The 13,801-nt window shown below is 72.5% G+C and carries 14 protein-coding genes; 6 read left to right on the forward strand and 8 right to left on the reverse strand.

Going from position 1 to position 13,801, the window contains the following annotated elements; translation table 11 throughout:
- Positions 1–155: 155 nt before the first annotated feature.
- The 4 genes from ACIQNU_RS06065 to cobT all read right to left on the reverse strand — a co-directional run bounded on the left by ACIQNU_RS06065 (position 156) and on the right by cobT (position 4,640).
- On the reverse strand, positions 156–965 hold the full coding sequence (locus ACIQNU_RS06065) for an adenosylcobinamide-GDP ribazoletransferase (protein WP_401361362.1): 810 nt from the start codon (positions 963–965) through the stop codon (positions 156–158).
- Positions 890–1,642 carry a hypothetical protein gene (locus ACIQNU_RS06070; RefSeq protein ID WP_401361364.1) on the reverse strand — a complete coding sequence of 251 codons (753 nt, stop codon included), beginning with the start codon at positions 1,640–1,642 and terminating at the stop codon, positions 890–892. The genes ACIQNU_RS06065 and ACIQNU_RS06070 overlap by 76 nt, the downstream gene beginning before the upstream one ends.
- The gene (locus ACIQNU_RS06075; protein WP_401361366.1) at positions 1,639–3,468 is read right to left on the reverse strand and encodes a phosphatidylglycerol lysyltransferase domain-containing protein; all 1,830 of its coding nucleotides are present in this window, start codon (positions 3,466–3,468) and stop codon (positions 1,639–1,641) included. Before ACIQNU_RS06075 ends, ACIQNU_RS06070 begins: the two co-directional genes overlap by 4 nt.
- Positions 3,469–3,536: 68 nt before the next feature.
- Positions 3,537–4,640 (reverse strand): nicotinate-nucleotide--dimethylbenzimidazole phosphoribosyltransferase, encoded by a 1,104-nt coding sequence (gene cobT, locus ACIQNU_RS06080; RefSeq protein WP_401361368.1) that lies wholly within the window; start codon positions 4,638–4,640, stop codon positions 3,537–3,539.
- Positions 4,641–4,763: 123 nt separating this feature from the next.
- Between cobT and ACIQNU_RS06085 the strand changes: the two genes are divergently transcribed.
- Positions 4,764–5,825 carry a class I SAM-dependent methyltransferase gene (locus ACIQNU_RS06085; RefSeq protein ID WP_401361370.1) on the forward strand — a complete coding sequence of 354 codons (1,062 nt, stop codon included), beginning with the start codon at positions 4,764–4,766 and terminating at the stop codon, positions 5,823–5,825.
- Here the strand turns inward: ACIQNU_RS06085 and ACIQNU_RS06090 are convergent.
- The gene (locus tag ACIQNU_RS06090; RefSeq protein WP_401361372.1) at positions 5,822–7,015 is read right to left on the reverse strand and encodes a bifunctional adenosylcobinamide kinase/adenosylcobinamide-phosphate guanylyltransferase; all 1,194 of its coding nucleotides are present in this window, start codon (positions 7,013–7,015) and stop codon (positions 5,822–5,824) included. The genes ACIQNU_RS06085 and ACIQNU_RS06090 overlap by 4 nt on opposite strands.
- A 282-nt stretch (positions 7,016–7,297) precedes the next feature.
- On the opposite strand from ACIQNU_RS06090, the gene ACIQNU_RS06095 reads away from it, so the two are divergent.
- A complete protein-coding gene (locus ACIQNU_RS06095) occupies positions 7,298–7,540 on the forward strand; it encodes a hypothetical protein (protein ID WP_401361374.1) in 243 nt (80 codons plus the stop codon).
- 71 nt (positions 7,541–7,611) lie between these two features.
- Here ACIQNU_RS06095 and ACIQNU_RS06100 read toward each other — a convergent pair whose 3' ends face one another.
- The 3 genes from ACIQNU_RS06100 to ACIQNU_RS06110 form a co-directional block, all read right to left on the reverse strand.
- Positions 7,612–8,709, reverse strand: coding sequence for a S1C family serine protease (locus tag ACIQNU_RS06100; RefSeq protein WP_401361376.1), 1,098 nt, complete (start codon positions 8,707–8,709; stop codon positions 7,612–7,614).
- A gap of 89 nt (positions 8,710–8,798) precedes the next feature.
- On the reverse strand, positions 8,799–9,500 hold the full coding sequence (locus ACIQNU_RS06105) for a class I SAM-dependent methyltransferase (protein ID WP_401361378.1): 702 nt from the start codon (positions 9,498–9,500) through the stop codon (positions 8,799–8,801).
- An 80-nt stretch (positions 9,501–9,580) separates the two neighbouring features.
- Positions 9,581–10,213 carry a DUF3043 domain-containing protein gene (locus ACIQNU_RS06110; RefSeq protein WP_401361380.1) on the reverse strand — a complete coding sequence of 211 codons (633 nt, stop codon included), beginning with the start codon at positions 10,211–10,213 and terminating at the stop codon, positions 9,581–9,583.
- 247 nt (positions 10,214–10,460) lie between these two features.
- Between ACIQNU_RS06110 and ACIQNU_RS06115 the strand changes: the two genes are divergently transcribed.
- The 4 genes from ACIQNU_RS06115 (at position 10,461) to ACIQNU_RS06130 (ending at position 13,729) form a co-directional block, all read left to right on the forward strand.
- Positions 10,461–11,267 (forward strand): PspA/IM30 family protein, encoded by an 807-nt coding sequence (locus ACIQNU_RS06115; protein WP_401361382.1) that lies wholly within the window; start codon positions 10,461–10,463, stop codon positions 11,265–11,267.
- Between the two features lie 81 nt (positions 11,268–11,348).
- The gene (locus ACIQNU_RS06120; RefSeq protein ID WP_401361384.1) at positions 11,349–11,627 is read left to right on the forward strand and encodes a hypothetical protein; all 279 of its coding nucleotides are present in this window, start codon (positions 11,349–11,351) and stop codon (positions 11,625–11,627) included.
- A gap of 153 nt (positions 11,628–11,780) precedes the next feature.
- A complete protein-coding gene (locus tag ACIQNU_RS06125; RefSeq protein WP_401361386.1) occupies positions 11,781–13,049 on the forward strand; it encodes a sensor histidine kinase in 1,269 nt (422 codons plus the stop codon).
- Positions 13,046–13,729 (forward strand): response regulator, encoded by a 684-nt coding sequence (locus ACIQNU_RS06130; protein ID WP_401361388.1) that lies wholly within the window; start codon positions 13,046–13,048, stop codon positions 13,727–13,729. The genes ACIQNU_RS06125 and ACIQNU_RS06130 overlap by 4 nt, the downstream gene beginning before the upstream one ends.
- The last annotated feature ends 72 nt before the right edge of the window (positions 13,730–13,801 follow it).

Below are 13,801 nucleotides of genomic sequence, written 5' to 3' on the forward strand. Positions count from 1 at the left end.
GGCCCTGGACCGGGCCCGACCCGAGCTTTGTTGGCCGGGCCGGAAGAGTGCCAACCCGGAGCCTACGCTCAGTGACGCCGTGGTGGTCCACCGGTGCGGGCGCCAAGGGGTTGTAGGGGAGGGGCTGCCGGGGAGCGGGCCGGGATCGGCCCCTCTCATCCACCGAGCGTGAGCATGACGAGGCTCACCGTCGCCGCCGTCTCGGCGATCCCCCCGAAGACATCTCCGGTGATTCCGCCGAGCCTGCGGACGCAGTGCCGCAGCAGGAGTTCCGCCGCCGCGCATCCGACGAGCACGGCGGCGGCGCACCGTACCGCTCCGTACGGCCCGCCCGCCGCGCCCGCGCCCGCCGCGAGCCCCACCGCCCCGGCCGCCACCAGGAGCGCGGCCCGCACGGGCACGGTCCCCGCGACGGCGGCGCCCAGTCCTTCGGGGCGCGCGGGCGGTACGCCGGTACGGGCCGCGAGGGTCAGCGCCAGCCGGGCGGTGACCCCGCAGAGCGCGGCGGCGACGGCTCCGCGCGCCCACGAGTCGGCGTAGAGACCGGCGAGGGCGGCGACCTGGGCGAGCAGCACGAGGACGAGCGTGACGACGCCGAAGGGGCCGATGTCGGACTGCCGCATGATCCGCAGGGCTTCGGCGGCCGGTCTGCCGCTGCCGAGCCCGTCGGCGGTGTCGGCGAGGCCGTCGAGGTGGAGCCCCCGGGTCAGCACGGCGGGGACGGCGACGGTGGCGACGGCGGCGAGCAGGGGGCCCGCGCCGAGCAGCAGCAGGAGCCCGCCGAGCGCGGCGGCGCACAGGCCGACGGTGAGCCCGGCGACCGGCGCCCACAGCATGCCGGAGCGGGCGGCGGCCCGGTCCCAGCGGGTCACCCGTATGGGCAGCGCGGTCAGCGTGCCGAAGGCGAACCTCGGCCCGTGCCATCCCGGCGCCGCGGACGGGGGCGCGCTCTCGCTCTCGGACATCGCCCGCAGGCTAGCGTGCCCTCCGCCGCCCGGTGGTGCCGGGCGGCCGACAGCGCGATCAGGACGAACGCGGCGAGGACGGCCGCCAGATGTTCCTTGCCCGCGAGGTTGTCCTTGATGATCACCTCGCCGATCATCGCGGCGACGACGGCGGCCCCGGTGGCGTACGCGCGGTAGTGCCAGGCGAGGAAGACGGCGAGCCCGACGACGGCGGCCGACGGGCCCGTGTCGACGATCTGTGCGTCCGACGCGGGCAGCCCGAGGAAGCCGTCGGGGCCGAGCGCGATGCCCACGCGCGCGTAGAGGGTGCCGGCGAGGGTGGCCGCGTACCCGATGACGAGGGTGCGCCACCAGCCGAGGCAGATCTCGGCGAGCCCGAACACCACCAGGATCTGGGCGAGCGCCCCCCACACGGGCAGGTCGAGCGCGGGCACGAACAGGGACAGCGGGGTGCGTACGAGGGCGAGCCAGAGGGGTTCGTCGGCGCGTACGGAGCCCAGGTTCTGGATGAACTGGAAGCCCCACGACTGGTTCTGCACGAACTGGAACACCGCCGTCAGACAGACCGCCGTGAGTGTCATCGGCGCGGCCCGCCAGCCGCGCTCCGCCAGCCCGTCCCGCACGGCCGCCCACAGGGGCCCCCACTCGGCGCGTGCCAGACGGGCGAGCGTTCTCATTCTTGTGACTCCAGGGGTGCGCGCTGTGACTCCAGATGCCTGCGGTGCAGCCACTTCGGCAACCCCGGCGCCTCCAGGAACCCTTCGGCGCGCGCGGCGGCGATGCCGATACGGGGCAGGTCCGCGCTCTTCTCGAAGAGCAGGAACCGGGGTTCCCAGATGGGCCGGTACTTGGCGTTGGCTCGGTACAGCGACTCGATCTGCCACCAGCGCGAGAAGAAACTCAGCAGGGAGCGCCACAGCCGAAGGACCGGGCCCGCGCCGAGACGCGAGCCACGTTCGAAGACGGAACGGAACATGGCGAAGTTGAGTGAGACCTGGGTGATCTTGATCTCGTCGGCGCGCTGGAGGAGTTCGATGACCATGAACTCCATGAGGCCGTTCTCGGATGCGCGGTCCCGGCGCATCAGGTCGAGTGAGAGCCCCCGCGGACCCCACGGCACGAAGGAGAGGACGGCCCGCAACTCGCCGGTCCCGTCGGTGCATTCGAGCATCACGCACTGCCCGTCCGCCGGGTCGCCGAGCCTGCCGAGCGCCATCGAGAAGCCGCGCTCGGTCGCGCCGTCCCGCCAGTCGTCGGCGCGTGCGAGCAGCAGCCGCATCTCGTCGTCGGGAATGTCCGCGTGCCGCCGGATACGGACCTGGTACCCGGCGCGCTTGACCCGGTTGTACGCCTGCCGCACGGTCCGCATCGCCCGCCCGTCCAGGGTGAAGTCGGCGGTTTCGACGAGCGCTTCGTCGCCGAGTTCGAGTGCGTCCAGGCCGTGCCGGGCGTAGATCGTGCCCGCCTCCTCGCTCGCGCCCATCACGGCCGGGAGCCAGCCGTGCACGCGGGCCTCGGCGAGCCAGGGTTCGATCGCGCCCGGCCACGCCTCGGGGTCGCCGATCGGATCGCCGGACGCCAGCGACACCCCGCCGACCACGCGGTACGCCACGGCCGCCTTGCCCGTCGGCGACCACACCACGCTCTTCTCGCGGCGCAGCGCGAAGTACCCCAGCGAGTCACGGTCGCCGAACCGGTCGAGCAGCGCCCGCAGCCGCTCCTCGTCGCCCTCGGTGAGCGGGTCGACGGCGCGGCGGGAGCGGAACGCGGCGTACAGGACGGCGAGCAGGAGGAGGGTACTGATGACGTTGATGACGACGTTGACCCAGTTCGACGTCTCGATGCCGGGGAAGCGCTCGTCGTTCGCGGCGACCGAGATCAGCCGGAGGGTGCCGTAGCGCCAGCGGTCCAGGAAGGTCGAGCGGTACTCGTCGTGGGCGTGGTTGGTGAGGGTGACCAGGAGCGCCGCGAACAGCGACGACACCAGCAGCCCGCCGGCCGCGACGAGCGCCGCGAGCCGGGGGTTGGAGCGGTCGCCCTTGGCGTAGAACTCCCGGCGGCCGACCAGGAGCGCCGCGAAGAACGCGGCGGTCAGGAGCAGCGACACCCAGTTCTGTACGGATCCCCTGATCTCGGGGAAGACCATCGCGAAGGCGAAGAGCAGCAGGAACAGGCCGCTCACCACGAGGTTGAGGATCCACGCGGCCCGTTTGCGGCGGCGCATCGTGATCGCCAGGAACATGGTGAACGCGCCGGACGCGAAGCCCGCGGTCAGCAGATACGGCGTGAACAGGTTCTCCTGGTTGTGCCGCCGCAGGTCCTGGCCGAGGGAGACCCAGACGGCGCTCAGGAAGTTGACGAAGGTGACGGCCCGGAGGTACCAGACCGCGAACCCGGCGGCTCGCCGTGGAGCGGCGGTGGAGCGGGGCCGGGTGCCGTCCCGGACGGCCTCGTCCCGGTCCTGCTCCTGCGTCTGCGCCACGGCCGTACGGACATCTCCCATGATGAGGGATCATATGGGGCACTTGGGTGTGCCACCCGTCCGCCGTTCGCTTCCGCCCGGACGGAGTCCTACTCAGCGGCCTCCGTGGCCCCTTCCGTGTCCGTCTCCGTCTCCGCGGGCCCGGCCTCCGTACGCTCCGAAAGCTCCGCCGACAGCGCCGCGGCGGCCCGGACCAGCGGCAGCGCGAGCAGCGCGCCGACGCCCTCACCGACCTTGACGCCCTGCTCCAGTACGGGTTCCAGGGCCATCCGGTCCAGGGCCTTCGCCTGCGCGGGCTCCCCGCTGCCGTGTCCGGCCAGCCACCAGTCCGGCGCCCGGAACGCGACCCGCTGCGCCACCAGCGCGCACGCCGCCGACACCACGCCGTCCAGGATCACCGGTGTCTTGCGGACCGCGCACTGCAACAGGAACCCGGTCGCCGCCGCGATGTCGGCGCCGCCCACCGCCGCGAGCAACTGCAACTGGTCGCCGAGCACCGGCCGCGCCCGGCGCAGCGCGTCGCGTACCGCCGCGCACTTGCGCATCCACGCCAGGTCGTCGATGGTCTCGCCGCCGCGCCCGGTCACCACGGAGGCGTCGGTGCCGCACAGCGCCGCGACCAGCGTCGCCGCCGCCGTCGTACCGCCCACGCTCAGATCGCCGAGCACCACCAGATCCGTACCGGAGTCCGCCTCCTCGTCGGCGACGGCCATCCCGGTGCGGAACGCGGCCTCCGCCTCCTCGGGCGTCAGCGCGTCCTCGACGTCGATCCGCCCGGAGCCGCGCCGCACCCGGTGGCGTACGACCTCGTCGGGCAGGGTGTCCCGGTCGCAGTCGAGCGCCAGGTCGACCACCCGGATCGGCACGTCGAGGCGGCGGGCCAGGATGGCGACGGGGCTGGTGCCGTCCAGGACGGCGCGCACCAGCCGGTCGGCGGTGCCGGCGGGCCGTGCGGAGACGGCGAGTTCGGCGATCCCGTGGTCGCCGGCGAACAGGACGACGCGGGGCCGCTCGATCGGCCGGACCGGTACGGAGCCCTGCGCCGCCGCCAGCCACTCGCCGAGTTCGTCGAGGCGGCCCAGCGCCCCGGGCGGCACGACGAGCCGTTCCCTGCGCTCCTCGGCGTCGCGGCGCACACCGCCGTCGGGGCGCTCGATCAGGTCGGTGAAGTCGTCGAGATTGAGGGACGTCATTCGCCGAACAGTACCGGCAGCGCCCGCGTCCGGTACCCGGCCTCCCGCGTTGGCGGCGGCACGTGACGCACCGGTTCCGCTCTGTCGTTGAACCCGTCGGCATGATCCCTTACGTTCCGGTTTGTGCCCTCCACAGAGCAGACCGTCGCCGAGCGGACCGTCGCCGAGCGGCGCCCCGCGTATCTGACCGAACTCGCCCGCGGCACCGACCACTTCCACGAGCGCCGCCGCCCCGACTGCCCCTGGTGCGGCTCGACGGCCCTCGCCGTCCGCCTGCGCACCCCCGACCTCCTCCAGCACAAACCCGGCGCCTTCGTCATCGAACGGTGCCGGGACTGCGGCCACTGCTTCCAGAACCCGCTGCTGACCCCCGAGGGCCTGGAGTTCTACGAGCGCGACGCGGCGGCCAGGACCGCGCGGGTCTTCGCCGCCCGGCACGGGGTACGGCGCCACCGGTCCGCCGCCCGCGCGCTGCTGCCGTTCGGGGAGCCGGAGAGCTGGCTCGACGTGGGCACAGGCGACGCCCTGTTCCCGGCGGTCGCGCAGCAGATCCACCCGTACACCTCCTTCGACGGCCTGGACGCGGGCCCGGCTGTCGAGAAAGCGGCGGAACGGGGCCGGATCGAGGAGGCCCACAGGGGACCACTCCCCACACTGGCGCCCCGCCTTACGGATCGCTACGACGTCCTGAGCATGTTCCACCACTTGGAACGCGTCCTCGACCCACGCGCCGAACTCGTCGCCGCGCACACCGTCCTGCGCCCCGGCGGACACCTGCTGATCGAGACCCCGGACCCCGACAGCCGGGCCGCCGCCCTCCTGGGCCGCTGGTGGCCGTCCCACTGCCGCACCCTCCACCTGATCCCGCCGGCCAACCTCACCCGCGAACTCCGCCACCTGGGCTTCACGATCATCCTCACGGACCACCGAGCGGCCCACGCCCCCCTGGACCTCTCAGGCGCCCTGACCCTGGCTCTGGACCACTACCTACCGCGCCCCGACACCCCCTGGCGCACCCACCCGCCAACCTCCGCCCAACGCAGGGCGCGCACCTTCCTCACCCGGGCAACCATCCCCCTGACCACAGCGGCCCAGGCCACGGACCACGCGCTGACCCCCCTGACCTCCAGGACGACCTTCACGAACGCGTACCGGGTGATCGCCCGCAAGGACACTCGGGCCTAGCGCAAACGAAGGGCCTGACCGGCGACGACAAGCAGGACATGTTCACACTCGGCGGCGAACGCAGCGTTCAGGCGGCCGAGTTCATCGCGGTAGCGGCGGCCGGAGGCGGTCGCGGGGACGATGCCGGAGCCGACCTCGTTGGACACGGTGACGACGGTACGGCGAGTCCGCCGCAGGGCCGACGTCAGTTCGTCGACCCTGCGCCGCAACTCCCGTTCACCGCCCCCGCCCCACTCGGCGTCGTCCCACGCGTTCACGGAGTCCATGGCGTCGGTGAGCCACAGCGACAGACAGTCGATGAGCAGCGGCGGCCCGGCCTCATCGAGGAGCGGCACCAGGTCACAGGTCTCGGCGGTACGCCACGACCCGGGCCGCCGCTCCCGGTGCGCCCCCACGCGTACCGCCCACTCCGCGTCCCCGTCGCGCGCCCCGCCGGTGGCCACGTACAGCACATCGGGGAACGCGGCGAGCCGCCGCTCGGCCTCCACCGACTTCCCGGACCGCGCGCCGCCGAGTACGAGGGTCCGGCGCGGCACGTCCGGTACGTCCTCGTAGGCGCCCACGACCAGCGTCGTACCGTCCGGGACGGCCCGCGCCCCGGCCGCCGCGAGGCGGCGCCGCAGCTCACGGCCCGGCGGCACGTCGTGGTCGAGATGGACGGCGATCAGATCGGTGGTCGGCCCCACGGCCCCGGCCGCCCGCAGCCGCGCAACCCCGTCCGGCCGCCCCACGACATCGGCGAGCACCAGGTCGTACGGGCCGTCGTCGGCGAGCCCCGCGGGCGCCGCGCCCGGCGGCAGATAGAGCAGCCGCTGCCCGTCGGGACCGGTGACCGCGTACCCCGTACCGGGGGAGTCCATCGGCACCGCGCGCACCCGGTGCCCGGTGAGCAGCGCCAGTTCGCGCCCGTCGGGCACCCGTCCGGGCTGCGGCAGCCCGGCGGGCACGTCGACGGCCGGCCCGTCGTGCGGATGCGACAGCAGCACCTGCCGCACGCCCCCGAGCGAGTGACCCGCCCGAGCAGCGGCGAACGCCGCGCCCGGCGTCAGATCGAGCAGCAACGTCCCGTCCACGAGCACAGCAGTCGGCCGCCGAGCAGCATCCCGCAACGCCAAAGCACAAACAGCACAGGGACAACCCCCCCGGGGCAGCCCGTCGGGCCCAGCGGTACCAAGCAGTGTGAGTTCCACGGAAAGATCTTCCCGCGTCCAGGAGAGGAGGGCGAACGCCGACAGACGGCCAGCGAACGGATGACGGGCAGCACCCGCCTTTCGAGGTGGCGGGCAACGCCCGCCTTTCAGGGGCGCGGGGAACTGCGCACCCGGCCACGGACGACCCGCACGTCCCCACCGGCATCACCCCGACGGCGAACCCCGCTGCCACGAACGACCCCCGCATTCCGAACCGGTAACCAAGCGGAGCGCATAGGCTTCGGGGTGGTGAACAGCGTGATCGACCCCCAGGAGGCTGGCATGGCGGCGTGGACGTGGCGGTTCGAAAAGGCCGACGGGACCGAGGTCCCGCCCGCGGTGCAGCCCGAGGAGTTCACCACGCAGGGCGACGCCGAGTCCTGGATCGGCGAGGAGTGGAAGGCGCTCGTCGCGGGCGGCGCCGACCAGGTCCGCCTGTTCGAGGACGCGACCGAGATCTACGGGCCGATGAGCCTGCACGCGGAGACGGCGACCGAGACCGAGACGGAGGACGCCGCGTCCTGAGCGCCGCGTACCGCACCGCCCGCGCCCGGCCGTACACACCTACGGCCGGGCGCACCCGCCCCACCCACGCGCTACATCTCGCCCAGCGTCACGTCGACCGTGCTCTGGTTCCCGTCCCGCTCGTACGTCACCTGCACCTTGTCGCCCGGTTTGGCGGAGGCCAGGACCTCGGACAGCGAGGTGATCGTGGTGATCTGCTGCCCGCCCAGCTTGGTGATGATGTCCCCGGCCCGGAGCCCCGCCTTCTGGGCGGCCCCGCCGTTCGTCACGGCCACGATCGCGACCCCGGCCGGCTGGTAGTTGGGCCCGACGACCGTACGCCCCGTGATGCCGAGCGCGGCCCGTCCCGAATCGGTCACCGTGCCCTGCTTGATGATCTGGTCCGCGACGGTCTTCACCATGTTCGCGGGGATCGCGAAGCCGATCCCGGGCGCCGCGCTGTTGCTCAACTGGGGGTCGGTCGCCGCGAGCGTCGGGATACCGATGACCTTGCTGTCCAGATTGACCAGGGCGCCCCCGCTGTTGCCGGGGTTGATCGCGGCCGACGTCTGGATCATGTTGGCGATGGTCGCACCGGTGCCCCCGCCCCCGTTGCCCTCGCTGACGGTCCGCCCGACCGCCGACACGATGCCCTGCGTGACGCTGGAGGACAGCCCGAGCGGTGAGCCCATCGCCAGCACGATCTGCCCGACCTGGACCTGCGAGGAGTCCGCGAACGACGCCGCTTTCAGACCCGACGGCACACTGTCCAGCTTGACCACGGCGAGGTCCTGCTCCGGGTAGGCGAACACCAGCTTGGCGGTCAGCGCCGTCTCGTTGTTGGCGGTGGTCACCTTGAAGGTCCGGTCGGAGCCGACCACGTGCGCGTTCGTGACGATGTGGCCCTGACCGTCGTAGACCACACCGGAGCCGAGGTCCTTGGAGCCCTGGATCTGTACGACGGACGGCAGGACGTCCTTGATGACCTTCTCGTAGTCGTCCTGGAGGCTGTTCGACGCCTTGACCGGCGGGGCGGCCCGGGTGGTCGTGTCGGTCTTCCCGGACGATGAACCGGCATCGGAGCAGCCACCGATCAGCGCCACGGAGACCACGCAGGCCATGGAGGCCGCCAGGGGGAGCAGCAGCCGGTGGCCACGGGTACGGCGATGGGTACGGGGGGTTATGTCCATGTCCGGAGTATCACTTCGGACAGGTATGTCCGGCTTCCGGTGGGGGTCCGATCAGGTACCCCGCGTCAGAACCCCTGTCGGCACCTGCCTCAGCCCCGCACCCCGCACAGATGCAGCAGCGCCGCGACCCCGCGATACGGATCCGTCCGCCCCGCGCGCTCCTCCGCGTCGAGCAGGGCCGCCGTGTCGGGCGGTGGCGGGGTCCCGTCGGGGGCGGTGTCCGTGAAGACGCGCACGCCGTACCAGGCGTGCAGGGGCGCCCCGATCCCCGCGAGCGTGGCGGTGAGCGCGTCCAGCCGGTCGGCCCGCACGTCGAGCCCGAGCCGATTCCGGTACGCGGTCGAGTCGAAGGCCGCCAGGGCCCCCGCCCAGTCCCCGTTCAGGCCGGGCCGCATCGCCAGTGCGTCGGCGTTCCGTACCAGCAGGGACAGCAGACCGCCCGAGGCCAGCATCCGGGCCAGGCCCGCGACCAGCGGATCCGGCTCCTCGACATACATGAGCACGCCATGGCACAGCACCACGTCGAAGCTGCCGGGAAGGAAGTGGACGCCCGTGTCCCGGCCGTCGCCCTCGATCAGCCGCACCCGCTGCCGGATGCCCTCCGGTTCCGCGGCCAGGGCGTCCCGCGCGGCGGCGATCATCCGCGCGTCCTGCTCCAGACCCGTCACCTCGTGCCCGGCGCGCGCCAGGCGCAGCGCCTGGGTGCCCTGCCCCATGCCGACGTCGAGCACGCGCAGCCGCCGTCCCACCCGGAACCGGCCGGCTATCTGCTCGTCGAGCTGCCGCGCCACCAGCTCCTGCCGTACGGCGTCACGCAGCCCGCCCAGACCCTGCAGCCAGGCCGCCGCACCGTCCGGGAAAGGATCCGGATTCAGGGCCGCTCTCCGCGCTTGACCTGCGGCTTCGGCAGCCGCAGACGGCGCATCTGGAGCGTGCGCATCAGCGCGTAGGCCGTGGCGCCCTTCTTGGACTGGTCCGGGAAGCGCGCGTTCAGCTGCTTCTTCAGGCGGATCACCAGGCCGACCGAGTCCAGGATGATCAGCACGATCACGGCGAGCCAGAGCAGCATCCCGATGTTCTGGAGCTGCGGCACCCGGACCATGCTCAGCACGAGGATGATCACGGCGAGCGGCAGGAAGAACTCCGCGATGCAGAAGCGCGAGTCGACGAAGTCACGCGCGAACTTCCGCACCGGGCCCTTGTCGCGGGCGGGCAGATAACGCTCGTCGCCACTGGCCAGCGCCTGGCGCTGGCGCTCCATCGCGGTACGCCGCTCGTCGCGCTGACGCTTCGATGCGTCCTTGCGCGTGAGCTTCGTGTTCGCCACGGAGCGGCGCGGCGTCTGGGCCTCGCTGCGCTTGGGGGTCGGGCGGCCCTTCGGGGCCTGCGGGTCACGGGGCTGCTTGGAGTCGGTCACGGCCGCCTTGGCGGCGGTGGCCTTCTCTTCCTTGGCACGGCTACGGAACACAAAACCCAAGGGTACGGGGTGCCGAGGTATGGACACCGGTCAGGTGGGGAACGATCCGGCAACACCGGTCGTCCTTCTAGGGACAGACCGGACGTTGCCGACGGTTCCTCCGGTGGGCCTCGGGGAACACCTACTCCCTACGCCGGAGCGGAGTCGGACGCAGTCGTCCTTGGGGATGACCGCATCCGTCCCCGAACAGTGCGGTAATAGAGGCAGGACCCGTACTGTGGGACCTGTTGGAGAGCTTGAGCTGGAGTCCGTCAGAAGGGGGCGCGCGAAGCCCATGAGCGGTGTCATGAAGCGTATGGGGATGATCTTCCGCGCGAAGGCGAACAAAGCCCTTGACCGGGCCGAGGACCCGCGCGAGACCCTCGATTACTCGTACCAGAAGCAACTGGAGCTGCTCCAGAAGGTGCGCCGCGGTGTCGCCGACGTGGCGACCTCGCGCAAGCGCCTTGAGCTGCAGCTCAACCAGCTCCAGGGCCAGTCCAGCAAGCTGGAGGACCAGGGCCGCAAGGCGCTCGCGCTCGGCCGCGAGGACCTGGCCCGTGAGGCGCTGTCCCGGCGCGCCGCGCTCCAGCAGCAGGTCACCGACCTGGAGACGCAGCACACCACCCTCCAGGGCGAGGAGGAGAAGCTCACCCTCGCGGCCCAGCGGCTCCAGGCCAAGGTGGACGCCTTCCGCACCAAGAAGGAGACCATCAAGGCCACGTACACCGCGGCCCAGGCGCAGACCCGGATCGGCGAGGCGTTCTCCGGCATCTCCGAGGAGATGGGCGACGTCGGCCTGGCGATCCAGCGCGCCGAGGACAAGACGGCGCAGCTCCAGGCCCGCGCGGGCGCGATCGACGAGCTGCTGGCGTCCGGCGCCCTCGACGACCAGTCCGGCATGGCCAAGGACGACATCGCCGCCGAGCTGGACCGCATCTCGGGTGGTACGGATGTAGAGCTGGAGCTGCAGCGCATGAAGGCCGAGCTGGCGGGCGGCACCTCGTCGTCGCAGCAGGCCATCGAGGGCGGTCAGCAGTCCGGTCAGCAGTCCGGCCAGGCGCAGCAGCCGCAGGACACTCCGCGCTTCGACAAGCAGTAACCGGTCGAGCAGTAATCGGTCGAGCAGTAATCGGTCGGGCAGTAACCCCGAGAAGCAGTGGCCCACGCCGAGGAGGGCGTCATGATCGTACGGATCATGGGGGAGGGGCAGGTGAGGCTGGCCGACAGCCACCTCGCCGAACTGAACAAGCTGGACGACGAACTGTTGGCCGAGGTGGAGAACGGCGACGGTCCTGGCTTCCGGCTCACCCTGACCACACTCCTGGACAAGGTCCGGGAGCTGGGCACGCCCCTCCCGGACGACTCCCTCGAACCGTCGGAACTGATCCTTCCGTCCCCGGACGCGACGATCGAAGAGGTCCGCGACCTGCTGACGGACGAGGGTCTGATCCCCGGCTGACCGGCTGACTGACCGGCCCTGCGGGCTCCCCTGCGGACCGGGTCGGACGGCGTCGGACGGCGTCGGACGGATATATCGAACGGCCGCAGGGCCGAGGGCCGACCACGGATCAGGCCGTGGTCGGGTCACGTCCCACGCGGGAGGAGCACGGCCGTGCATCACCGGGCGAAAGCCGCCCGCTCCTGGCTCCAGGAGCACCCTTTGGCACCGGACGCCGCGCTCGCCGCCGGCGTCCTCGTCTGCATGATCGCCGGCGCCTTCGTCGACCCGCAGAAGCACGGCCCCGACCAATGGGGTACCCACACCCCCAGCGCCTTCAGCCTCGTCCTCATGGTGCTGGCCGCCACCGCGCTGATCTTCCGGCGCCGCGCCCCCGTGCCGGTTCTCTGCGCCACCGGCGCCCTCTCCTTCGTGGAACTGGTCAGCGGCGAGCCCCGCGCCCCCGTCGTCATGAGCGTCGTCGTCGCGCTGTACACCGTCGCCGCCACCACCGACCGGCCCACCACCGCACGGGCCGGCCTGCCCACGATGACCGCCCTGACCGCCGCCGCCATGCTCGCCGGACCCCTGCCCTGGTACGCGCAGGAATACCTCGGCATCTTCGCCTGGACCGGTATGGCAGCGGCGGCGGGCGACGCCGTCCGCAGCCGCCGCGCCTTCGTGCACGCCATACGCGAACGCGCGGAACGCGCCGAACGCACCCGCGACGAGGAGGCCCGCCGCCGGGTGGCCGAGGAGCGCCTCCGGATCGCCCGCGACCTGCACGACGTCGTCGCCCACCACATCGCCCTCGTCAACGTCCAGGCGGGCGTCGCCGCGCACGTCATGGACAAGCGCCCCGACCAGGCCAAGGAAGCCCTCGCCCACGTCCGGGAGGCCAGCCGCTCCGCGCTCGGCGAGCTGCGCGCCACCGTCGGCCTGCTCCGGCAGTCCGGCGACCCCGAGGCCCCCACCGAACCCGCGCCGGGCCTGGACCGCCTGGAAGAGCTGGTCGACACCTTCCGCAACGCCGGGCTGCCCGTCGAGGTCGCCCGCGGCGACCACGGCACCGCCCTGCCCGCCGCCGTCGACCTCGCCGCGTACCGGATCATCCAGGAGGCCCTGACCAATGTGCAGAAGCACGCGGGCGAGGGTGCGAAGGCCGAGGTCAGTGTCGTCCGGGTAGGCCCCCGGGTGGAGATCACCGTCCTTGACGACGGCGGAGCGACCGCGGCGGTCGGTGACGCACCGCCGCCCGAGTCGGACCGGCCGCTGGAGGAGGGCGGCGGGCACGGACTGCTCGGCATGCGCGAACGCGTCGGCGCGCTCGGCGGTAGCTGCGCCGCGGGACCCCGTTACGGAGGCGGCTTCCGGGTCCATGCGATCCTGCCGGTCAAGACCCGTGCCGGCCGGGGCACGAAGGAGACGGGGGACCGCGTATGACCGCCATCCGGGTGCTGCTCGCCGACGACCAGGCACTGCTGCGCAGCGCGTTCCGGGTCCTCGTCGACTCCGAACCCGACATGGAGGTGGTCGGCGAGGCGTCCGACGGCGCCGAAGCGGTACGCCTCGCCGGCACCGAGCGGGCCGACGTCGTCCTCATGGACATTCGGATGCCCGGCACCGACGGCCTCGCCGCGACCCGGCTGATCTGCGCCGACCCGGCCCTCGCCGGGGTCCGGGTGGTGATGCTGACGACGTTCGAGGTGGACGAGTACGTGGTCCAGTCGCTGCGGGCCGGCGCCTCGGGATTCCTCGGCAAGGGCTCGGAGCCCGAGGAACTCCTCAACGCGATCCGGGTCGCCGCGGGCGGCGAGGCCCTGCTGTCCCCGGCCGCGACCAAGGGCCTGATCGCCCGGTTCCTCGCCCAGAGCGACGGCGCCGACGACCGCGACCCGGCCCGCGCCGAACGGCTCGACGCCCTCACCGTGCGCGAGCGCGAAGTCCTCGTCCAGGTCGCCGGCGGCCACTCCAACGACGAGATCGCCGAGCGCCTCGAAGTCAGCCCGCTCACGGTGAAAACGCATGTGAACCGGGCCATGGCCAAGCTCGGCGCCCGCGACCGCGCGCAACTCGTCGTCATCGCCTACGAGTCGGGACTCGTCCGCCCCCGCACGGACTGACGCCCACAGAACCACGGGTCCATTCGTCCACCCGACGGCCAAGGGCCTCTCGTTTGGATCAGGCCGGGCTCG

The sequence above is a fragment of the Streptomyces sp. NPDC091292 genome, from assembly GCF_044757265.1.
GTDB lineage: Bacteria > Actinomycetota > Actinomycetes > Streptomycetales > Streptomycetaceae > Streptomyces.